This is a genomic window from Desulfovibrio ferrophilus, assembly GCF_003966735.1.
Taxonomy (GTDB): Bacteria; Desulfobacterota; Desulfovibrionia; order Desulfovibrionales; family Desulfovibrionaceae; genus Desulfovibrio_Q; species Desulfovibrio_Q ferrophilus.
In genome coordinates, this window is sequence record NZ_AP017378.1 from 3,066,302 (window position 1) to 3,088,936 (window position 22,635).

The following is a 22,635-nucleotide window of genomic DNA, read 5'->3' on the forward strand; positions in this document are numbered from 1 at the left end:
ATACAGGTGCTTAGTATTGACAATTTGCTGTATTGATACGTACTGATTTAACTAAATATCCAGAATAAAACTGTTAAATATTTAAGTTGGAGGCGGTGTGATCGTCGATAATGGACAACGGTATGTTGCTTTTTTTGATATGCTTGGATTTAGGTCATGGCTTGAATCCGAAGGGTCGAGCGAAGTATTTACTTATGTTCGTGGATTTTTAAATTTGATGATTAGGGCGAGTCTTCCGGGTAGTATTGTGCATCCAGATATGTCCGTTACAGTCAAAGACGAAAATATTTCATGTATAAATTTTTCCGATTCAATTGTTTTTTACACTCGCGACGATTCTGAACAATGTCTAGAAACCATGCTTACAGTATCGGGTGAGTTTATGAACTCGGTTATAACGGGGCCATCTCGCATGATTCGTGGTGCAATTGCGCATGGAGATTTTCTTGCGGATCCAACTGCCAATGCTTACGTTGGCCAAGCGCTTGTCGACGCGTATTTATTAGAGGGGAGTCAAGATTGGTTGAGTTGCAGCATTGCCCGTTCGGTCGAGTCGCGACCGGGGTTCGAAGCCTTGCGTCTGAAGTATCCAAATTTTATCGTAAAGGCCCTAGTACCGTTGAAGAACACGTCCGATATCCCTTACTGTCTAAATTGGGCCGATAGCGACTTTTTTTCTGATACATATTTCAATGCCGAACGGGGTCTTGCGGATTGCGAGAGTAAGGCTATGATATCTGTTGCTGACAACTATAGTGAACGCGAAAAGTTGGTTATGCGCATGTCAAACACTCGGATGTTTATTCGTCACTATAACGGAAACAGAGTGTAACCGCCCCATTGAGAGTTAGAAATAGGGGGATACCATGTCTATTCCCTGTATTTCCTTTACTCCGTCTCTCCGTCTTCGTCCCCCAATTCCCCATTCCACTCCACTCAAAAGATCAGGCGGCTCTCGCTGATGGCCAGCTTGCGCAGGGCCTTGATCCCATCCAGCTCCAGCTTTGCCATCATCCGGGTGTAGTAGCTCTCCACGGTGCGTACGCTGATCTTAAGGGCGGCGGCGATGTCCACATTGCTCTCCCCTTGCGCCAAGAGCGTCCAGATCTGTCGTTCCCGCTCGCTGAAGGTCTTGGTGTTCACGGAGTTGCCGGACAACGGCACACCCTGCGCGGGAGCACCGGCCTCGAGATTGGCGGCAGCGCGGGGGCTGACGTAGCGCTCTCCTGCCAGAATCCGGTGCACGGCCTCCAGAAGGACCCCCGACGGCTCGCGTTTGGTCACGTAACCGCTGGCCCCTTGATCCGCGGCGCGTTGCTGCGTGGCTGCGTCTTCGTGCATGGAATAGACGAGCACGGGGATGTTGCGTTCCACCATCACGGGGATCAGGTCCAGGCCGCTTTCGCCGCACAGGCTGAGGTCGACCATGGCGATGTCCGCGCGGCTCTCGTCAATGGCTGCCATGGCTTCTTCCAGGCAGGTGGCTACACCGCAAATGACATGATTGTCCTGGGCCAGGAGCAGGGTCAGGCCGTCGAGTACTGCGGGGTGATCGTCGGCCAGAAAGATGCGAGCGCCCTGGGTGATGGGGGCAGAAGTCATGACGTATTCCTTGTCTGTGATGAAGATGGTGTGACGCCGCAGGAGACGGAACAGGTGTAGCAGCCAAGCCAGAGCAGGCAATACAGGGCGTAGAGGGTGCGCTTCATGATTGTGCGATTGAGTGAGAGCTTAGGTGTCGATGAAGATATATTAGTCATTGACTTATGCTGTTGGGATAGTTGTATTTATTTCTGTAAATATCTGAACTTTATGGTTTTTTGGTGTGCATTTTTTTAGCATTGTTGGACTTTGAAGGCAAGGATCCCCGCATCTTCAGTGATTCGGAGCGTGCGAGCGTTCTTTTTACCCGGAATACCCGGCTTCAGCGTTCAGGCAGGGAGCTGTGGCGGCTGCCCTCAGCGCATTTTTATAAAAAAAATGCTCAATGTACGTGGTTTCACGTACAGACCTCGGGTGTTGGGTCGGGTAAAGAAGTTGTCACGCTTGGATTTGGTCGGCTGCGGTTGACCACTCCGCCACACAAGAGCCTCAAATGATTGGGGTGGAAGAGGCGGGGCAGAGTGTGAAAATTTCGCGAGAATCCGGCCCGTCGTCACGGGGGGGGAATTCTCCGGGGTGATCTGAAAACAGATGGTTTGAAGCATCACCTTGAAAATGTAGGGGGGAGGTGCTCAGAGAGGGGGGCCTGGTCTGAGTATCTTATGAGGGTCTTTTCCGTATGGAAAGGACCCTCGCCTCTTTGAGTCTCGTGAGTATTCAACACGCCGAATTGGTTCAGTGGTTTCGCTTTGGGTAGATATGGGTGAGGTGAAGGCTGCCCATCCAGGTGGACTGTTTGAGGACTTCAATATTTTGAGCTTGTTCCCTGGGGGTGCCTCTGCGTCATGGCACCCTTCCCCTGTGTCATCTTGGGCTCTGCTTTAGAAAACTTATGATTGCTTGATTCTTCTTTAGACTTTAAGCACATTTCATCAATGCGTTGGCGGACAAGCCGCCTGCCCTGATTTTGTCCTAAAGTCGATCGAGAGTCGTCCTCATGGTTTTCAGCTCCCTTGAGTTCATCTATCTGTTCCTGCCGCTGGTGGTGATTGGTTATCATCTGCTGTGCCGGTTCGGGTTTTACAGGGCCGCGCCGCTCTTCCTTTTTTCGGCGTCCGTGTTCTATTACGGATACTGGAACCCTGCCAATACCTGGCTGATCCTGGCCTCCATCGTGGTGAACTACCTTTGGTCGATGCTGCTTTTCAATGTGGAGCGGTATCGCAAGCCTGTGTTGATCATGGGCATTGCGCTGAACCTCGGGGCCTTGTGCTATTACAAATATACGGACTTTTTCCTGGGCACGGCCAATGAGTTGTTTGGCGCATGGTTCACCTTGCAGCACATCGTGCTGCCCATCGGCATCAGCTTTTTCACCTTCCAGCAGATTGCCTTTCTGGTGGACGTCTACCAAGGCAAGATGAGCGGGCGCGAAGGGCTGTCGAGCTACAGTCTGTTTGTCTGCTTCTTCCCGCAACTGGTGGCCGGACCCATTGTGCATCACCGCGAGATGATGCCCCAGTTCAGCAGTCTGGAAAACCGTCGCTTCAACTGGGACAATATCTACGCCGGTCTGGTGATGTTTTTCCTCGGACTGGGCAAGAAGGTCATGGTGGCTGATTCCCTGTCCCCGGTGGTGGGCTACTGTTTCGACACTTCCGCTTCTTTGAGTTTTGCGGAGGCGTGGCTGGGCAGTCTGGCCTATACGCTGCAGCTCTATTTCGATTTTTCGGGCTATAGCGACATGGCCATCGGCTGTGCGCTGCTATTCAATATCCATCTGCCCCAGAACTTTCTATCGCCCTACAAAGCCTCAAATATACAGGAATTCTGGCGCAGTTGGCACATTACCTTGTCCCGTTGGCTGAGGGATTATCTGTACATCCCCCTGGGTGGAAACAGGAAAGGCGAGCGGGGGACCCTGCGTAACCTGTTCATCACGTTTCTGCTGGGCGGCCTGTGGCATGGTGCCGGGTGGACCTTCGTGGCCTGGGGATTCCTGCACGGCACGGCCCTGTGTCTGCATCGTGTCTGGTCCCGCTGGTGGGGCCGCAAGATGCCAAGGGTGGCGGGCGTGTTCGTTACTCTGATGTTCGTTAATTTTGCGTGGGTCGTGTTTCGGGCCACCAGCTTTTCGGACGCCCTCAAGGTCTATGGCGGAATGCTGGGGCAAAACGGCTGGGTGTTGGGCGAGGCCTTTACTCGCACCGTTGCATTGTCGACGCCCAGTCATGGGCGGCTAGTAATCCCGGGGATCGTGTTCCTGCTGGGCATCTGCCTGTGGGGGCCCAACAGCACGGAGCTGACGAGCAAGAGGATGCCTCATCTGGCAATGACGGCCTGGGTGACGGCCTTGGGATTGAGTTCATTGTTGTTGTTCCTGCAGGCCAACCGGGTCAGTGAGTTTATTTATTTTCAGTTCTAGATAGGGCCAGAGCCCTTGGATGTTTGATGCAAAAGACCAGACTTCACGCCATATTCCTGCTCATCGTGCTCGGTCTCGCCGTTCCGGCGGTGGGGGTGCTGAATTATGCCGTGGATCCGCTGCAGGTATATAGCCGGGCCAACGGGATGCCCTGGATGTGGCAGAATCAGCGCTATCAGAATGTGGCCAAGATTCGGCATTACATCAATGCAGGTGAATACCGGAACGTGATTCTCGGCAATTCGACCTCGGATAATTATCTGCCTTCGCGATTGGAGCAAATTTTTGACTGGGAACCGACGATCAAGCTGACCATCGATGGCGGAACCCTGTGCGAAGTGGGGGGGATGCTGGATCATCTGGATATGGCGAAGGTGGAGCACGTGTTTTGGGGCATCGGGCTGGAGATTCTGAACGATAGTGCCGATGCGGGGAATGAAAAGTATGAATTCCCCCGGTATCTCTATACCGCGCCGGTGCTGGATGATTATCCGTATTTATTGAATATCGATTTCTTCAAATATTCCCTGCGGACGCTGGTTGGTCTGTCCCCGAAACCGGGGCGTTGGTTCAAGGATATGGACCTGCTCAATTACTGGATGACCGACGAGCGCGTGGCCAATTACGCCACCTATGAAGAGGCCCTGAACAGGCATCTGAAACGGATAGAGGAAAGCGGAGATAAACAACGTTCCGCAGTGGAGGAGGATGTTTCGTGTCCCGGTGTGGATGCCAACGTTTTACCTCATGTGCGGGCCAATCCTGGCATCAAGTTCGTGTTCGTGCTCAGCCCGGTGCATGGCGTTGGCCGCAAAAGTGAGATCGATCTGCCGCGCTATTATGCGGCCCAGCGGCATCTGGTGCGAGCGTTGGATGCCCTGCCCAACGCCACGGTCTATGGATTCGAGAATGAACCACAGATCGTGAACAATCTGGCAAACTTCCGGGATAATGTGCATTTCCATTCCGGGGTCAACGAATTCATTATCAATACCATCGCCAGCGGGCGCGAGCCGCTCACGGCCAGCAATGTGGACGCTTACATCGAGTCTTGCCTTGCCGTGCTGGAAGACAGCGGTAAGGTCTTTGATTTTGCCGCAATGATCCCCATGCGCACGGAGCATGAGCGCCAGGTGCTGGCCGATGCCCTGGATCACAAGGGGCAGAAGTAGGCAGGTGCCTGGGCTCATGTTTTGGGCTTTCTGGAAACTCTCCTTCTTTTCCAAGACCTCTCTGTTTGTCTTCTTTTTGCATGTTAGAGCGTAAATATGCGTAGCAAGCGCCTAGGATAATTGATTGTTATTCTTGAGGATGGAGTGTGCGTGCCCGTGCTGCATGCCGAAACTCTTCGTGAATATGCGGGGATTCCCCCATTCAATTTTTTGAGTGCCAAGCTTACATTGATCATAACGGGTGTTGAAGGGGGGAACCGGCCCTGTGTGGCCGGACCGGTATAAGCAGGCACCCTGCTGATCTTCCAGAGCGGAGTTGTTTCGGTACTCCCAGTTTGGTACCCGGTGCAAATGATTATTTGCCGAAGACGACTCCGTTCAGGAAGGTGAAACCCGGTGACTCAGGTCACCGGGTTTTTTGGTGTCTGAATTCAGGCAGGGTGGCTGGTCTGTCCCTTTGTGTTATGCTCGGTGCAAAGGAGGTCCGCATGCCGAAACTCAACTGGAGCCCGAGTCTGTCTCTGGGAGTGAAAAGCCTGGACAGACAGCATCAGGAACTCATCGACATCGCCAACAAGGTGATTGAGGCCGTGGAGCAGGAACAAGGGCAGGATGCCGTGCGTAGCGTCATCCAATCCCTGCGCGAGTATACCGTGCACCATTTCCACGATGAAGAAGAACAGATGAAAGCCGTGCGCTATCCCAAACGTGCGGACCACGCCGCGCTTCATGCGGAACTGGTGCGCTCGGTCAAGGACTTCCAGTACAGGATTTACATCAAGGAAGTGGTCTCCGGCGCACAGGTCAAGGCCTTCCTCAAGGGCTGGCTGCTGGAGCACATTCTGAATGAAGATCTGGATTTCGGACGCTATGTTCAAAGTGTGAATGCTCTGGCTGATCAGGGCGACTGATTCCACCCCCCTCGGCAGATTTCAATGCCTTGTCTTGTGCCTCAAAGCATGTCTTTTTGTGTTTTTTTGCCTGTCTCAGTGGTTAATTTCTCCTTTCTGTAGTTGTTTGGTTAACCAATCAATGCGCATGATGCGGAAACTGGATTGAGTGCCTGTCTTGGTTGCTTGAACAGTCAATTGTGTGCCGATTAGGTATGCAATAGGACTGTAAACCAGTTGTGGCGAGGCATTCGTGACTGTTCCAGCATATGCCAACTGCTTCGTCAGGCCCCTCCTGAAGCCCCTGTCTCGTGAATCTCTACCTCTGTGGTGGTGCATGAAAGCAATGTAGCGGGGGGTGGTTGACCTGAGGTTTTTTGTACCCTACAAAGTTTGCCCGGCCTCTTTAAGGACCAGTGGTTCGGTCGGGTATCGCCCTCGGCGTGGCAACCGAGGGCGGTGGTGTGTGTTGTTTCAGAGGCAATTCTTTTTTCAAGGGGTAACCATGTCGAATCTGCTTGTAGTTCTCGTTCTCTTGCCCTTCGTGGCCGGATTGGCGTGCTATCTGCTGCGCGCTAGCTTCGTTCGGTCACTGGTTGTCTTGGGCACGGGCGGCATCCTGGCGGTGGCTTCCATCGCGCTCATGATGACCGGTCCGTTCACGTATTCGCCTGGACCTGTGCTTGGCATGAGCTGGGATTCGCTGATCACCATCGCGGATTTCGCGCTGCTCATCGTGATCCTGTTTTACGGTTTTAAGCACAACAACCTGCTGATCAAACTTTTCTCAGTCGCACAGATGGTGGGGCTGGTGATCCTTGAGCTGTTCTGGGTGGACCATACTGCCCATGTGCCGACGTTCTACGCGGACCAGCTTTCGTTGATCATGGTCTTGATCATCAGCATCGTCGGCTCGCTCATTTGCATCTACGCCATTCCTTACATGAAGGAACACGAAGAGCATCTGCATCTCGAAACCTCGAAGCAGCCCCGGTTCTTCCTGTTCCTGGTGCTCTTCCTGGGCGCCATGAACGGCCTGGTGTTGTCCAACAACATCCTGTGGCTGTACTTCTTCTTCGAGATCACCACGTTCTGTTCCTTCATGCTCATCGGGCATGACGGTACCGAGATCGCCATCAAGAACTCCGTCCGCGCCTTGTGGATGAACAGCGCTGGCGGCGTGGCCTTTGTGGCGGGTATGATGTTCATTTACGCCACCGCAGCCACCCTGGACATCCAGGCACTGCTGGCTTCCGGAAGCGCCACTGCCGTGGGCCTGCTTGTCGGTCTGGCGTTCATCTCTTTTGCTGGCTTCACCAAGGCCGCCCAGTTGCCCTTCCAGGGCTGGCTGCTCGGCGCCATGGTTGCACCGACTCCGGTCTCCGCGCTGCTCCATTCGAGCACCATGGTCAAGGCCGGCGTCTATGTGGTCCTGCGCTTCGCCCCGGCCTTTGCCGGTACGTTCGTGGCCACCGGCGTGGCCCTGTGCGGTGGATTTACCTTCCTGGCTTGTGCCGCTCTGGCCATCAGCCAGTCCAACGGTAAAAAGATCCTGGCCTATTCGACCATCTCGAACCTGGGTCTGATCATTGCCTGCGCGGGCATCAACACCCCCGCGGCTCACACCGCAGCCATCTTCCTGATCATCTTCCACGCCGTGTCCAAGGCTCTGCTGTTCCTGTGCGTTGGCACCATCGAACAGCGCATCGGCAGCCGGGACATTGAAGACATGCGCGGCCTCTACGCCCGCATGCCCCGCACGGCCTGGATCACCATCACCGGCATCCTGACCATGCTGCTGCCTCCCTTTGGTGTGCTGCTGGGCAAATGGATGGCCATCGAGGCCGCTTCCGATCAGCTGTTCGTCGTGGTCATGCTGGCCATGGGTTCCGCGCTGACCGTCGTCTACTGGGCTCGTTGGGCGGGATCGCTCCTGGACATGCCCGGTGGCGAGAAGCCCGTACCCGAAGAGCAGGCCCTGCTGATGCGTCTGCCGCTGCTGACTCTGTGTCTGGGTTCCGTGGGCTTGGCCCTGGCTTCCCCGGCCATGTACGAGTATCTGATCCGGCCCATGTTCGCCTCTGCGCCCTTTATGGTCACGGGTGGCGTGTTGTCCGGTCCCATGGGCGCTTTCGCCGTGTATCCGCTGTTCCTGGTGCTGGGTCTTGGTCTGCTGTACGCCTTGCGCGTCGTCAAGAAATCCCGCGGCATGACCTTCGCTGCCCCGTACTCTGGTGGCGCCAACGTCAAGGGCTCCAACGATGGCTCCTTCGTCGGTCCCATGAACGCCCCGGTTAAGATCGAGGCCGGTAACTACTACCTGCCCGCTTTCTTTGGTGAGGAGCGTTTGACCACCTTCGCCAATATCGCTGCGATCGCTCTGATCGTGCTCATGATTGGAGGGGCCCTGTAATGACCACTGAAATCATCCTGATTCTGATCGCTGTGATTGTCGCCCCCCTGCTGGGCGGCCTGATCTCCGGTATTGACCGCAAGCTCACCGCGTGGTTCCAGTCCCGTCAGGGACCCCCGATCACCCAGGGCTTTTTTGATGTTGCCAAGCTCTTCGGAAAAGAGAAGATGGCCGCCAACCCCTGGATCATCTTCTGCGCCTGGGTCTACCTGGTGGCAGCTGCTCTGTCCGTGGTGCTGTTCTTCCTACAGTCCGATCTCTTGCTCATCTTCTTTGTACAGGCCATCGGTGCCGTGTTCATGGTCATTGGTGCCATGAGTGTGCCGTCTCCTTACAGCCAGGTGGGCGCGCAGCGCGAACTGATCCAGATTCTGACCTACGAGCCCCTGCTGATTCTGGTGTTCGTTTCCATCTATCTGGCCACTGGCAGTTTCCAGATCGATCAGATCATGCAGGTCGAGCAGCCCTTGCTGTTCAAGCTGCCGCTGATGTTCATCGTTCTGGGTTACGCTCTGACCATCAAGCTCAGAAAGTCCCCCTTCGACTTCTCCACGTCCCACCACGGACACCAGGAGCTGGTCAAAGGCGTGCTGACCGAATACTCCGGCCCCTTCCTGGGTCTGGTGGAGGTCGCTCACTGGTACGAGACCATCCTGGTGCTCGGCCTGTGCGCTCTGTTCTGGAGCACGAACATCCTGGCCATGATCGCCCTGTTGGTGGTGACCTATCTGGCCGAGATCATCATCGACAACACCATGGCTCGTATGACCTGGCGTTGGATGCTCAAGTACGTGTGGAGCGTCGGCCTGGCCCTTAGTTTCGTGAACCTCATCTGGCTGTATGCAAAGGTCTAGGGAGCTATGCTGAAATCATTCATTAAAAAATCAAGGGTCAAGTCTCCCTGGATCATGCATTTTGATTGTGGGAGCTGTAACGGTTGCGACATCGAGACGCTGGCCTGTCTGACCCCGGTCTATGACATCGAGCGCTTCGGTATCGTCAACGTGGGTAACCCCAAGCACGCCGACATCCTGTTGGTGACGGGGACCGTGAACCATCGCAACAAGAAGGTCCTGAAGAACCTCTACGACCAGATGCCCGAGCCCAAGGCTGTGATTGCCATTGGCGCATGCGGTACCTCTGGCGGCGTGTTCCGTGAGGCCTATAACGTGGTCGGTGGCGTGGATAAGGTCATTCCGGTGGACGTGTACGTTCCCGGCTGCCCTGCCAAGCCCGAAGCCATCATTGACGGTGTTGTTCTGGGACTCCAGAAATTCGCCGAGAAAGTTGAAGGATAAAGGGAGCAACCGTGATTGAGAATCTTAAAGAAGTCACCCAGGATACGGTCGCAAGCGAAGTCCTGAAGCTGAAAAATGACGGCTACAGACTCGTGACCATGTCCTGCACTGAGTTGGACGCTGACTACGTGGACATCCTGTATCACTTCGACAAGGACCTGAAACTGGCCAACCTGCGCATGAAGCAGCCCAAGGACGCCAAGGTGCCCAGCATCTCCGGCATTCTCTTCGCTGCCCTGCTCGTGGAAAACGAGATGCGCGACCAGTTCGGCCTGGAGTTCGAGGGTCTGATCCTCGATTTCAACAGGACCCTGTATCTCGATGAGGAAATCACCGAGGTGCCGATGGTCTCCAACGTCAAGATCGTCAAACAGTAAGGATACATCATGGCCAAAACTATAATTCCCTTTGGTCCTCAGCATCCGGTTCTGCCGGAGCCGGTCCACCTGAAATTGGTGGTCGAGGACGAAATCGTCAAAGAGGCCATTCCGGCTCTTGGATATGTTCACAGAGGTCTGGAGAAGCTGACCGAGATCCGCGATTATCATCAGATGATCCAGGTCGTGGAACGCGTCTGCGGCATCTGCTCCTGTCTCCACGCCGCTTGCTTCTGCCAGGGCATCGAGGAGCTGATGAAGGTGGAGATTCCCCCCCGCGCCAAGTACCTGCGCGTGATCTGGGGCGAGCTGCATCGCATTCACAGCCACATGCTGTGGCTGGGTCTGTTTGCCGACGCCTTCGGTTTCGAGAGCGTGTTCCAGCAGTTCTGGAAGGTCCGTGAGAAGATCATGGATATCCTGGAAGCCACTGCCGGCAACCGTGTCATCATCTCCGTCAACGTCATGGGTGGTACCCGCTACGACATCAGTCCCGAGCAGTGCCGTTGGATCCTGCAGGAGTTGGATGAAGTCGAGACCGGCATGATCGCCTTGCAGAAGACCATGATGGAAGACTATACCGTCAAGCACCGTACCGTCGGTGTTGGCGTACTCACCAAGGAGCAGGCCATCGAGCTTGGCGCTGCTGGCCCCACCCTGCGTGGTTCCGGCGTTGCCCAGGACATGCGCATGCTCAAGTACGGCGCTTTCGCCGAGTTGGATTTCGAGCCAGTCGTCGAGACCGGTGGTGACTGCTACTCGCGCTCCAACGTGCGTTTCCGCGAGACCCTGCAGTCCATCGATCTGGTTCGCCAGGCCATCTCCAAGTTGCCCGAAGGCGAGACTCGCGTCCCGGTCAAGGGCAACCCCGAAGGCGAGATCATCTCTCGTATCGAGCAGCCTCGCGGCGAGCTGATGTACTACATCAAGGCCAGTGGCAAGAAGTATCTGGACCGTGTGCGTATTCGCACCCCCACATTCGCCAACGTGCCCCCCTTGCTTGCCATGGTGGGCGGCATCGAGTTGGCGAACGTCCCCGTGGCGGTCTTGTCCATCGACCCGTGCATTTCCTGCACGGAACGCTAAGGAGGAGCTGCCATGCTGTTCATGACACCGAATGTCGTTAAGAACTTCCTGTCCAAGAAGTCCACCCGCCTGTATCCCTTTGAAGTGCGCGAGCCCTTTGCAGGCTACCGTGGCGAGTTGGTCAATAACATCGACGAGTGCATCTTCTGTGGCATGTGTTCCAAGAAGTGCCCCTCGCAGTGCATCACCATCGATCGCAAGGCCGGAACCTGGGAATGTGATCCCTATGCCTGCATCTACTGCTCCATCTGCGTGGAAGCCTGTCCCACCAAGTGCCTGTCCATGAACAACGTGCACCGCAAGCCTGCGGCCACCAAGGTCATGTACTCGCTGCAGGGTGAGCCGCCCAAGCCCAAGAAAAAGGCTGCGGCCAAGGCTGACGACAAGCCCGCTAAAAAGGAAGACAAGTAGCCCGCACCTGCGAACTGCTTGATTTCTGATTGAACATCAAGCCCTCCTGGCTCAGGCCGGGGGGGCTTTTTTGTGTGCTGGTTACAAGGGGTCGTGTGTTGTAGGTCGCAGTTTCTCTGTCTTGGTCCGTGGTCATGGATCATCCCGGGCATTGACTTCGTGGGAACAGCTTCCCATGATGCATGGATGAAAAATGATCTCAAGCTGAGCCGCTGTGTGCAATTGCTCGCGGACAATGACCTCTTGGTGCTGGCCACCACTGGCCCACAGGGGCCGCACACCTCGCTGATGGCCTATGCGGCGTCACAGGACGGTCGCGAGGTCTACCTGGTCACGGCTGAGGACAGCCGCAAGTGGACCAACATCCAGTCCGACCCCCGGGTCAGCCTGATGATTGATGACCGGGTGCAAAAGCTTCCCAATGATCGCGAGTCGATTCATGCCCTGACCATATCCGGAGAGCATGATCCCCTTTCGGATGGTCCCGAAGCCGAACGGGTCCGGGCACTGCTCCTTGGGCGTCACCCACAGCTTGAACTCTTTTTGAGTCGCCCCGAAGGGCGACTGCTGCGCATCCGGGTTCGCAGTGTTCTGCTGCTGTCGGGCCTCGCCGATGCCTTCCACCACAGTTATCCTTCCTGACTCCTCGGTTTTCTCCTTGGTCACAAGGTGTCACCGGATTGAAACCCGGCTGTCACCCGAATCTCCTCTCGTCCCTGTGACCAGCAGGGATATTCCCCCTTGTCGCTGAAATGTAACGCAAAAGACACCGTCTCATAGACAAGTGACTGATTTGTTCCAGTAGTCAGGATTCTCAGCATGAGGGAAATACTCTACTGGGAGATTTGAATATGAGTCTGCGTGTCAAATTGATTGTCTTCTGCCTGCTTCTGGGGCTGCTGCCCGCAGTGGCGGTGGGACTGTTCAGCGTGCGCCTGGCTTCGGACAGCCTGTCTGGCGGAGCCATGCAGCAGCTGACTTCGGTGCGTGAAGCCAAGCGGCACGAGTTGCAGGAGTTGTTCGGAACCTGGCGCCGAGAGGCCGAGATCTACGCCAGCGTGAAGGAAGTCTACAATGCTCTGGGCATGATCCGCGATTTTGCCTGGGGTACAGCCAAGTCCGGGCAGCGCATGGATGTGACCGACGAGGAATATATCGGTCTGCTGGAATATGTGGGCGGCGCGTTCAAGCCTTTTGTGGAGAAGCTCGGTTTCAAGGATGCCTATCTCATCGGAGATGATGGCCGGGTGTATTATTCGTACCAGCGCGGCAACGACTTGGGCGAGGACTTGAAGGAAGGGACGGCTCTTGCGGGCACGAACCTGCAACGTGCCTGGCAACTGGCCATGACGGGCAAGACTGTGTTCGTGGATGTGGAACCCTATGCCCCCATGGGCGGTACCCCCAGTGCATTCGTGGCCACGCCCGTGTATTCGCATATTGGCGAGATTTATGGGGTGGCGGCGTTGCGGCTCCCCCTTGAGCGGATCAATGCCATCATGGCCGTGCGATCGGGCATGGGCCAGTCCGGCGAGACCTACCTTGTGGGCAATGACGGTCTGATGCGATCGGATTCATACCTGTCCCCGGAAACGCATAGCGTTGCAGCGTCCTTTGCCGATCCCGGCCAAGGCCGGGTTGAGACCGTGGCCGTCCGCGAAGCCCGAAGCGGCATTGAAGACACACGGATCATCGTCGATTACCGGGGAGAGCAAACCTTGTCTGCCTTTGCGCCTCTGGCTGCAGGGGGGCTCGATTGGGTGCTCCTGGCGGAGGTCGAAGCCGCCGAGGCCTTTGCCCCGGTGCATACCCTGAAGCTGGCTGCCTCCGGGGCGGTGCTGGTGCTGGTGCTGTTTGCAGCCGTGGCGATGTTCGGTTTCGTGCGCTATGAGATCGTGCGGCCTCTGGACCGGGTGCAGGGTTTTCTGACCGCTGTCAGCGAGGGAGATTTCAAGGCCACAATGCCTGCAGGCTTCAAGGCGGAACTCAAAGCCCTGGTCGATGGCATCAGTGTCATGTTCGACGAGGTCAAGAAGAAGTTGGGTTTTGCGCAGGGCGTGCTGGACGGGGCCACTCAGCCCTGCATGGTCCTGCATCATTCCGGTGGCATCAGTTATATCAACAGATATCTGATCGAGTTGATGGGCAAGACCGGCAATCCTGATGAGTATAGGGGTATGACTCCGGGTGAATTCTTCTTTGGTCAGCCGGGCAAGGCCACGGCTTCATCCAAGGCCCTTGAGCAGCAGAAGCGCCTGACCAAGGAAGTCAGGATGAAGACCGATACGGGGCAGACCCGAATCGTGTCCGTGGAAGCCTCCCCGGTCTATGACCTGGACGGCGAGTTGCTCGGGGTGTTTACGCTGTATTTCGACCTGACGCAGATCCGTGAGCAGGAGCAGCGCATCACCGAGCAGGCCGGGCGCATGTCCCGGGTGGCTGAAGAGGCTGGTGGCATTGCCGTGGATGTGACTGCCACAGCCAGTGAACTGTTGGGGCAGGTTCAGAATACTTCGGGCGGTGCAAAACAACAGAACGAGATGACCATGAGCACGGCGGTCAGCATGCAGCAGATGAGCGTGACTACCGATGAAGTGGCCCTGAATGCCTCCAACGCCTCCACGAGTGCCTCCGAAGCTCGTGACAAGGCCGTGGCCGGCGACGAGATGGTGGCCCAGGTCGTGGGCGCCATCGGGGTGGTGCGTGAGCGTACCGAGGCCTTGAACAGGGACATGGAGAATCTGGGGGCCAGGGCGGAACAGATTGGCAGTGTGATTACCGTGATCGAGGACATTGCGGATCAGACTAATCTTCTGGCCCTGAATGCCGCCATCGAGGCGGCCCGTGCAGGCGATGCCGGACGAGGGTTTGCGGTGGTGGCCGACGAGGTCCGCAAACTGGCCGAGAAGACCATGCAGGCCACCAGAGAGGTCGGCATAGCCATCAATGGCATTCAGGAAGGGACAAGGCTTTCAGCCGATGCAGGGCGCTCCGCCTTCGAAGCCGTGGATCAGAGTACCCGTCTGGCGGAACAGTCCGGGCAGGCTCTCAGGGAAATCGTGGAGATCATCGATGACACGGCCTCCAAGGTCCAGGCCATCGCCACCGCCAGTGAGGAGCAATCCGCGGCCAGCATGGAGATCAGCCGGGCGGTGGAGAACATCAGTGACATCTCTCAGACCACCATGGATGAAATGTCTCATTCTTCCATGGCCATTGCCGGGCTGGAGGAGCAGGTGCGGAAGTTGGATCTCCTGATCAAAGACATCCGCGCATAGCAGGGCCGTTGAATCTCTCCCGCTGGCTTCGTTGCTGCAAGGGCTTCAGAATCTCGCGTCTTTTATGCGCGTCGATCTTGAAGCTCTTTTGCGCCCGCCCCTCGTGATTTTTGAACGACCAGCAGGGGGGGCGTTCTGGCAATAACATGTGGTTTGTTTGCGAAGGGAGGATTGCACGGCGGCAGGCATGGCTCGTACAACAACAGGACCAATGGGGCGGGGAGCTTCCATCCCTTGTGGGAGTTAAATCGGGGAATTCCCCCATATGACCGGGGGTTTTGAAGTGGATATAAAGAGAAGCTGTGTGTCTATAACCGACAACCCCTCTTTGTATGATGAAAACAGTGCCCACCGTGTTCTTTGTTCTGCTGCTGTGCTCCCTTGCCCTGCCCGTGTGGGCTGGGGAACTGGTGGTGGACAACTTCAGTGAGCAAGAGACCTGCTGTGTGACGTTTGAAACCTGGCGCATGGGGACGGTGGAAACCCGCACCGTGTGCGCTGAGCCCCAACGCCGTGAGCGCTTTGGGGATGGTCTGGCAGCCATCGGTAAAATCAAGGGGTACTGCCAGGGCATGGAAAAGACGGTTGATTCGTCCATTCAGCCCGACGTTCGTTTCCTGCCCGAAGGGATTTATTCTCCATTGTCCAGCTATCGAGTGGAAATGAATCCCGAAGGCCAGATTACCGTCAGCGAGATCAAGTAGCGACCTCTTCTGATCCCCTTCTTCGTTTTCCAGCTTCCGACCTTGACGGTGGGAATAAACGGGGCTATCTAATGATAACGACATTCATCATCAATTTGCCCCTATGGGAGTATTCATGACAGGAACCATTGATTTGTCGCTGGTGCTGGCCATTGTGGCCGTGGCAGCGATCTATTTGATCCGTAGACACTTGCGTAATAAAAAGACCGGCAACCTGGGCTGCGGTTGCGGGGGGGATACCAGCTGCTCCGGTTGTGGGCAGGCCTCCACCTGCACTGATCCGCACAAGTCGGACGACTTGCCCATGGCCAAATAGGGCATGTACTCAAGCGGCATTCCCTTTGCCTCCTCCAGCCAGGGCAGTAAGCATGATCAAGCACGAAGCCGAAAAGATTCTGCGCACACAGGCCGCCATCAAGGGCATGCATTGCGCATCCTGCTCCAGCCGTATCGAACGGACCCTTGGTGGTATGGACGGTGTGACTGAAGCCAGCGTGAACCTTGCAACGGAATCCTTGGATGTGAGTTGGGATCCTGAAGTCGTCGGGCTGGAGGCTATTGCTTCCCGCGTGGGCGAATTGGGATTCGAGGCCATATTGCCCGAAATGGGTGAGCCGTCGGAGCAGACCCTTGAGCTTGCGCTGAGTGGCATGCACTGTGCGGCTTGTTCCGGGCGCATTGAACGCGTGGTGGGGGCCATGGACGGGGTCTCCCGATCCGAGGTCAATCTGGCCGCCGAGAGTGGATTCTTTGTCTTTGATTCCGGGCTGACCTCCAAACGGGCGATCCGTCAAACCATCCACAATCTTGGCTTCGGTACCCAGCCCGCCTCCGGGGCACCGGACGTGTTCGAGCAGCGTCAGCGCGAGGCTCGTGAGCGCCTGCAAGGCATCCGCAACAGACTGGTTCCGGCCTTCGCCTTTGCCCTGCCGCTGCTGATTCTGTCCATGGGCCATATGGCAGGGATGCCCCTGCCACCTGCCCTTGATCCCATGCATAGTCCCCTGAACTTTGCCTTGGCACAGCTGCTGCTGACCCTGCCTGTGGTCTGGTCCGGGCGGCTGTTCTATCTGCGCGGTTTTCCCAATCTCTGGCGCCGTAACCCGGACATGGACTCCCTTATTGCCGTGGGCACGGGCGCGGCCCTGGCCTACAGCCTGTGGAGTACTCTGGAGATTGCCCTGGGCATTGATGCCCAGGCCCGGGCCATGGACTTGTACTACGAGTCTGCCGCTGTCCTCATCGCGCTCATCTCTTTGGGCAAGTATTTCGAGGCCCGTTCCAAGCTGAAGACCTCCGATTCCATTCGGGGGCTGATGCGTCTGGCGCCTGAGACGGCGCTTCTCGTGGATGCAAAGGGTGAGACCTCCGAGATTCCATTGGACGAGGTCGAGTCCGGGGATATGTTGCTGGTGCGTCCTGGCGAGCGGGTGCCCGTGGACGGCACCGTCGTCTCCGGGGCGTCCAGCGTGGATGAATCCATGCTTACGGGCGAGCCGTTACCCGTGGCCAAGGCCGAAGGCGATGTCGTGGTGGGTGGAACCATGAACACCACGGGCGCATTGACCCTGCGGGCCGATAGCGTGGGCAAGGATACCGTGCTTGCGCGCATTATCCGTCTGGTCCAGCAGGCCCAGGGCTCCAAGGCCCCCATCGCCAATCTGGCGGACAGGGTGAGTTTCTATTTCGTGCCAGCGGTCATGGCCGTTGCCGTGGCCTCGGGCCTGACTTGGTATTTTCTGGGCGGGGCCAGCTTCCCCTTTGCCCTGCGCATCTTCATCTCCGTGCTGGTTATTGCCTGCCCCTGTGCCATGGGTCTGGCCACGCCCACATCCATTATGGTGGGTACCGGGCGCGGGGCGCAGTTGGGCGTTTTGGTCAAGAGCGGGACGGCCTTGCAGACTGCTGAATCCGTGGACACGGTGGTCTTCGACAAGACAGGCACCCTGACCCACGGGCGCCCCGAGTTGACGGATGTGGTTGTTTTTGCTGGCGACGAATCCGGCAACGCACTGGATGAGGACGGATTGGTGGCCTTGGCGGCGTCCGTGGAACGTTCCTCGGAACATCCCCTGGCCACTGCCATCATGCGTGGAGCCGAAGCCCGGAAGCTGGTCGTGGCAGAGCCCGAATCCTTCGAGGCCGTCCCCGGTCACGGGGTGCGGGCCGAAGTAGACGGGCAGGCCGTGCTGTTCGGGAACCTGACTCTGATGCAGGAGCATTCCGTCTCAGGGGTCGAGGCCGGACGAGAGCAGGCCGAGGCCCTGGCCGGGCAAGGCAAGACCGCTTTGTACCTGGCTGTGGACGGGCGCTTGGCTGGAGTGCTGGCCGTGTCTGACACCCTGCGTAAAGAAGCCCCCGAAGTCGTTACCCGCCTCAAGGCATTGGGTGTGCGGGTGGTGATGCTCACCGGCGACGAAGAATTGACGGCGCGGGCTGTTGCCGCCCAGGCAGGCATCGAGACCGTGGTGGCCCGGGTCCTGCCCGAGCGCAAGGAGGCGGAAATTCGCAGCCTGCAGCAGGACGGACGCACCGTGGCCATGGCCGGTGACGGTATCAACGATGCCCCGGCCCTGGCGCGCGCCGACCTTGGCATTGCCATGGGGTCCGGTATCGATGTGGCCATTGAGTCCGGCGACGTGGTGCTCATGAAGAGCGATTTGCATGGGGTGCTCACGGCCCTTGGCCTGTCGCGGGCGGTGATGCGCAATATCCGTCAGAACCTGTTTTGGGCGTTTGCCTTCAATACCTTGGGCATCCCCGTGGCCGCCGGGTTGCTGCATGTCTTCGGGGGGCCGACCATGAATCCCATGCTTGCGGGTACGGCCATGGCGTTGTCCTCGGTGACAGTGGTGTCCAACGCCCTGCGTCTGCGATTTTTCAGTCCGTCCTAGGGAAATGAATCCCTCCGGGGGAGGAGAATCCTTGGGCGAAAATGGCCCAGTTGTCTTGGGCTTATCAAAAAAAAATAGGCTTGCCCTGCTTGGGCTCAGGGCCAGGGAAGGACTCAATTTGCTCAGGCGAGGGTTCCTTTTCCTGGCTGGGTATTGTAACCTTCCGGCAACGTGGAAATCTGCCCCTGCCCTTCTGCGCTGGGTCTACTTATATTCAATGAAACCTCTATCTTACACACAAGAGACGCTGAATGTTCAATTCTGAGATGCCTCCTACGATGATGCCCGTCAAAGTCAACGACAATGCCAAGACCGTGCTCTCCAAACGCTATTATCGCAAGGATGGGAATGGGGAGCCCATAGAAGATGCAACGAGCATGTTCTGGCGGGTGGCATCGGCCATCGCCGCCGAGGAAGCCAAGTACGATAAGTCTCCGTTCAAGGTGGAAAAACTGGCTCGTGAGTTTTTCGACCTGATGACGGAATTCAAGTTTTTGCCCAACTCCCCCACGCTGATGAATGCGGGCACGGACCTGGGTCAGTTGGCAGCCTGTTTCGTGCTGCCCGTGGGCGACTCCATGGAAGAGATATTCGATGGCGTGAAGCACGCGGCGTTGATCCACAAGTCCGGCGGAGGTACGGGCTTTTCCTTCTCCCGCCTGCGCCACAAGGACGCCCGCGTGGGCTCCACCGGTGGCGTGGCTTCGGGCCCGTTGTCCTTCCTGCGAATTTTCAACACGGCCACCGAGCAGGTCAAGCAGGGCGGGACGCGCCGCGGAGCCAATATGGGCATCCTGCGTGTGGACCATCCAGACATCATCGAATTCATCAGGGCCAAGGAGCGCGACGGGGATCTGAACAATTTCAACCTGTCCGTGGCCCTGACCGAGAAGTTCATGCAGGCCGTGGAGAAAAACGAGGAATACGACCTCGTGGCCCCGCACAGCGGCGAGACCAAGGCTCGGCTGAAGGCCCGCGAGGTCTTCAATATGCTGGTGCAAAAGGCCTGGGAATCCGGTGATCCGGGGATCATCTTCCTGGACCGCATCAACCGCGACAATCCCACCCCGGCTCTGGGTGAGATCGAGAGCACCAACCCCTGTGGCGAACAGCCGCTGCTGCCCTATGAGGCCTGCAATCTGGGCTCCATCAATCTGGCACTGGTCTACAAGGACGGCGAGGACCACGGCATCGATTGGAAGGAACTCAAGCGCATTGTGCACCTGTCCGTGCGCTTCCTGGATAACGTCATCGACGCCAGTCGTTACCCTCTGGATCGCATCGGTGAGATGGTGCGGACCAACCGCAAGATCGGTCTGGGCGTCATGGGCTGGGCGGACCTGCTGTTCCAACTGGGTATTCCCTATGACAGCCAGGAAGCCCTGTCTCTGGCCGAACGGGTCATGAAGTTCGTCAATGACGAGTCCAAGGCTGCGTCCAAGAAGCTGGCCAAGGAGCGAGGCGAATTTCCGGCCTACAAGGAATCCACTTACGGTCAGCGCAATCTGGGGCCGTATCGCAACGCCACCACGACCACCATCGCGCCCACGGGCACTCTGTCCATCATCGGGGCTTGCTCCTCGGGTGTGGAGCCGCTGTTTGCCCTGTCCTTTGCGCGTCACGTCATGGACGGTGAGAAACTGGTGGAGTCAAATCCCTATTTCAAACAGGCGCTCATCGATTCCGGTAGCTACTCGGACAAGTTGATGGATGAGGTGGCTCAGAAGGGCAGTATCAATAAGATTGAACATCTGCCCGACGATCTGAAGCGGGTTTACGTCACAGCCATGGAAATTGAGCCCGAATGGCATCTGAAGATGCAGGCGGCCTTCCAGCGGCACACGGACAACGCCGTTTCCAAGACCGTGAATCTGCCCAACTCGGCCTCCAAGGAGGATATCTACAATATCTACTGGATGGCCTACGAGCAGGGCTGCAAGGGTGTGACTGTGTATCGCGACGGGAGCAAGTCCACCCAGGTGTTGTGCACGGGTGAGGGCTCCAAGGCCCAGGACGAGAAGGATAAAGGCGCCAAGGTGGTCCAGGATCGTCCTGATGTGATCTATGGATTCACCCAGAAGGTGGAAACCGGGCTGGGGGTCATGTATCTGACTGTGAACGAGGTGGACGGACGGCCTTTTGAGGTCTTTGCCACCATCGGCAAGTCCGGGCGTTCCATTACGGCCAAGGCCGAAGCCATTGGCCGATTGGTGTCCCTGGCGCTGCGTTCGGGCGTGGCCGTGCGCGAGGTTGTGGCCCAGTTGAAGGGCATTGGTGGCGAGCACCCGGTGTTCCGCAAGAAGGGCATGATCATGTCCATCCCTGATGCCATTGCCTGGGTCTTTGAGCAGCGCTATCTGGGTGCGGATGAGCTGGTGCCTGGGGCGACCAACGATTTGGCCAACCCCAAATGCCCGGACTGCGGCAACGAGCTGATCTTCCAGGAAGGTTGTTTCATCTGTGGCGGGTGCGGGTATACCAAGTGCGGGTAGGTTTCGAGTGATTAGTGTCAAATAGACAAGCAGGGCTTCGGGTTGTTCGGCGCCCTGTTTTACGTTGGCGCTTAGGTCTTTGGCTCAGATTGAAGGACGGAGTCTAGAGTGCGGACGATCGTTCGTCGAAATTGTTCGAGCCGTGTCAGGGTGGTCGGATCAAGAGGGTTATTCTTAAGGTCCTTGATAACCCAAAGAATCCCAATTTGATGGCCGTCGCCGCTTAATAGCGGGAGCTCAAGTTTCATTAAGCCTGGTTTGCAAATAGTTGAATCTTGATTGTGGGTGTCGCCTGAACAACTATAGGTATATGGTTGTTTGGAAGGAGTCTTTTTTTTATGTGGGCAGAATTCTGTATGAGTTTTTAAACGCATTTCAGCGAAATCAATGGAAAGATATTTGAGCATATCGCAGATATTAGACCATAATTCATCGACACTTTTGCTTTCTTGGGTTCTCAACTGGTAGTCAAGAAACTGCCGTCGATCTTTGCTGATACCGGTTGCGTCAGCAAGATCGCGAAGCCAGCACGTTGTTATTTTGAAAGTGAGTCGGTTGCTAATGACGAGTCGTAGAAGAATGACCAGAATAAGTGAGCCAAAGACCAATACGAATCCGTGGGCTTCGTATTTGACGTGAACGATATAGATAGTGAACAGGCAAAGTGATGTGGTGAGAACATAGAGGAAGAAGACGGCCTTCCTTGTTGTTAACCCCATTCGGATTAATTTGTGGTGAATGTGCCCGTTGTCGGGCGAGAACATTTTGCGACCACGTAGAAAACGCCTGATAGGGGTTGTCACGGTGTCAAAAATAGGGACCCCCATGCCAACAAAAGGGATCAAAAAAAGAGCACTGAGTTGACCTTTTGCGGAACCGAGGATGGATAGGCCTGAAATAATGAATCCTAAGAAATAACTTCCCCCATCGCCCATAAAAATGACTGAAGGATTGAAATTATAACGGAGGAAACCGAGAAGGGACCCTGCAATAATTGCGAAACAGATTGCAGATGGAAACCATCCGCGCATTCCTAGTAAAATAACCAGCATAATACAGGTGAAGAAGCAAATTCCAGCAGCTAGTCCATCTAGTCCATCGATTAAATTAATGGCATTGATAAACAATAAAAACCAAAAAACGGTCTGGATGTAGCTCACCCACATTGGTAATTCTGTGCCAATAATTGGAAGTACAGTTATTCGTGTTCCACCATAGAATGCGATACTGGCAGCGATTATTTGACCGATGAGTTTTGTTTTAGCTTTGAGTTGTTTGATGTCGTCAATAAAGCCAACAGCAAAACACAGCGTAGCCCCAGCATGGAGATACAGGGCTTCTCTTGAAAGTTGAAATTGAACATTGTCAGCTGAATTAAAGAATAAAGTTCCGATGGAAATAGTCAGGGCATAGCTTAAAAAAATGGCCAATCCACCGGACCGGGGTTTAATTTGGGTGTGGTGCTTGCGTTGGTTTGGGATATCTATGGCTCCAACGTGATAGCCAAAGCGCCGCGCCACCGGTGTGAAAAGAAGGGTTAGGCAAAGAGATAATATGAAAAGAATGACTGTTGCGAGCATGATATCCTTGGAG

General features: G+C 56.2%; 18 protein-coding genes. 16 read left to right on the forward strand and 2 right to left on the reverse strand.

What is annotated here, in order from left to right; genetic code table 11:
• The first annotated feature begins 97 nt into the window (after positions 1-97).
• Entirely contained in the window at positions 98-832 is a 735-nt protein-coding gene (locus EL361_RS14010) for a hypothetical protein (protein WP_126380574.1), read from the forward strand.
• A 104-nt stretch (positions 833-936) separates the two neighbouring features.
• Here the strand turns inward: EL361_RS14010 and EL361_RS14015 are convergent, their stop codons facing one another.
• Positions 937-1,602, reverse strand: a complete 666-nt coding sequence (locus tag EL361_RS14015) for a response regulator (protein ID WP_126380576.1) — start codon at positions 1,600-1,602, stop codon at positions 937-939.
• 997 nt (positions 1,603-2,599) lie between these two features.
• Here EL361_RS14015 and EL361_RS14020 point away from each other — a divergent pair.
• The 15 genes from EL361_RS14020 to EL361_RS14090 all read left to right on the forward strand — a co-directional run bounded on the left by EL361_RS14020 (position 2,600) and on the right by EL361_RS14090 (position 21,042).
• A complete protein-coding gene (locus EL361_RS14020) occupies positions 2,600-4,027 on the forward strand; it encodes an MBOAT family O-acyltransferase (RefSeq protein ID WP_126380578.1) in 1,428 nt (475 codons plus the stop codon).
• 26 nt (positions 4,028-4,053) lie between these two features.
• Entirely contained in the window at positions 4,054-5,199 is a 1,146-nt protein-coding gene (locus EL361_RS14025) for a hypothetical protein (protein WP_126380580.1), read from the forward strand.
• Between the two features lie 488 nt (positions 5,200-5,687).
• On the forward strand, positions 5,688-6,110 hold the full coding sequence (locus tag EL361_RS14030) for a bacteriohemerythrin (protein WP_172961767.1): 423 nt from the start codon (positions 5,688-5,690) through the stop codon (positions 6,108-6,110).
• A 484-nt stretch (positions 6,111-6,594) separates the two neighbouring features.
• A complete protein-coding gene (locus EL361_RS14035; RefSeq protein ID WP_126380584.1) occupies positions 6,595-8,502 on the forward strand; it encodes an NADH-quinone oxidoreductase subunit 5 family protein in 1,908 nt (635 codons plus the stop codon).
• A complete protein-coding gene (locus EL361_RS14040; RefSeq protein WP_126380585.1) occupies positions 8,502-9,356 on the forward strand; it encodes a respiratory chain complex I subunit 1 family protein in 855 nt (284 codons plus the stop codon). Before EL361_RS14035 ends, EL361_RS14040 begins: the two co-directional genes overlap by 1 nt.
• Positions 9,357-9,362: 6 nt before the next feature.
• Entirely contained in the window at positions 9,363-9,800 is a 438-nt protein-coding gene (locus EL361_RS14045; protein ID WP_126380586.1) for an NADH-quinone oxidoreductase subunit B family protein, read from the forward strand.
• 11 nt (positions 9,801-9,811) lie between these two features.
• Positions 9,812-10,177: an NADH-quinone oxidoreductase subunit C gene (locus EL361_RS14050; protein WP_126380587.1), complete on the forward strand. Its 366-nt coding sequence runs from the start codon at positions 9,812-9,814 to the stop codon at positions 10,175-10,177.
• A 9-nt stretch (positions 10,178-10,186) separates the two neighbouring features.
• Positions 10,187-11,263, forward strand: a complete 1,077-nt coding sequence (locus EL361_RS14055; protein ID WP_126380588.1) for a hydrogenase large subunit — start codon at positions 10,187-10,189, stop codon at positions 11,261-11,263.
• A 12-nt stretch (positions 11,264-11,275) separates the two neighbouring features.
• Complete coding sequence (locus tag EL361_RS14060) at positions 11,276-11,674, forward strand: 4Fe-4S dicluster domain-containing protein (RefSeq protein WP_126380589.1); 399 nt, start codon at positions 11,276-11,278, stop codon at positions 11,672-11,674.
• A 186-nt stretch (positions 11,675-11,860) separates the two neighbouring features.
• Entirely contained in the window at positions 11,861-12,316 is a 456-nt protein-coding gene (locus EL361_RS14065) for a pyridoxamine 5'-phosphate oxidase family protein (RefSeq protein ID WP_126380590.1), read from the forward strand.
• A gap of 209 nt (positions 12,317-12,525) precedes the next feature.
• A complete protein-coding gene (locus tag EL361_RS14070; protein WP_126380591.1) occupies positions 12,526-14,952 on the forward strand; it encodes a methyl-accepting chemotaxis protein in 2,427 nt (808 codons plus the stop codon).
• 344 nt (positions 14,953-15,296) lie between these two features.
• Entirely contained in the window at positions 15,297-15,656 is a 360-nt protein-coding gene (locus EL361_RS14075) for a hypothetical protein (RefSeq protein ID WP_126380592.1), read from the forward strand.
• A gap of 115 nt (positions 15,657-15,771) precedes the next feature.
• Positions 15,772-15,972 carry a FeoB-associated Cys-rich membrane protein gene (locus tag EL361_RS14080; RefSeq protein ID WP_126380593.1) on the forward strand — a complete coding sequence of 67 codons (201 nt, stop codon included), beginning with the start codon at positions 15,772-15,774 and terminating at the stop codon, positions 15,970-15,972.
• 52 nt (positions 15,973-16,024) lie between these two features.
• Entirely contained in the window at positions 16,025-18,550 is a 2,526-nt protein-coding gene (locus tag EL361_RS14085) for a heavy metal translocating P-type ATPase (RefSeq protein WP_232034792.1), read from the forward strand.
• Positions 18,551-18,801: 251 nt separating this feature from the next.
• Positions 18,802-21,042 carry a vitamin B12-dependent ribonucleotide reductase gene (locus tag EL361_RS14090; RefSeq protein WP_232034793.1) on the forward strand — a complete coding sequence of 747 codons (2,241 nt, stop codon included), beginning with the start codon at positions 18,802-18,804 and terminating at the stop codon, positions 21,040-21,042.
• 71 nt (positions 21,043-21,113) lie between these two features.
• Here the strand turns inward: EL361_RS14090 and EL361_RS14095 are convergent, their stop codons facing one another.
• The gene (locus EL361_RS14095; protein ID WP_126380594.1) at positions 21,114-22,622 is read right to left on the reverse strand and encodes a glycosyltransferase family 4 protein; all 1,509 of its coding nucleotides are present in this window, start codon (positions 22,620-22,622) and stop codon (positions 21,114-21,116) included.
• Positions 22,623-22,635 lie beyond the last annotated feature (13 nt).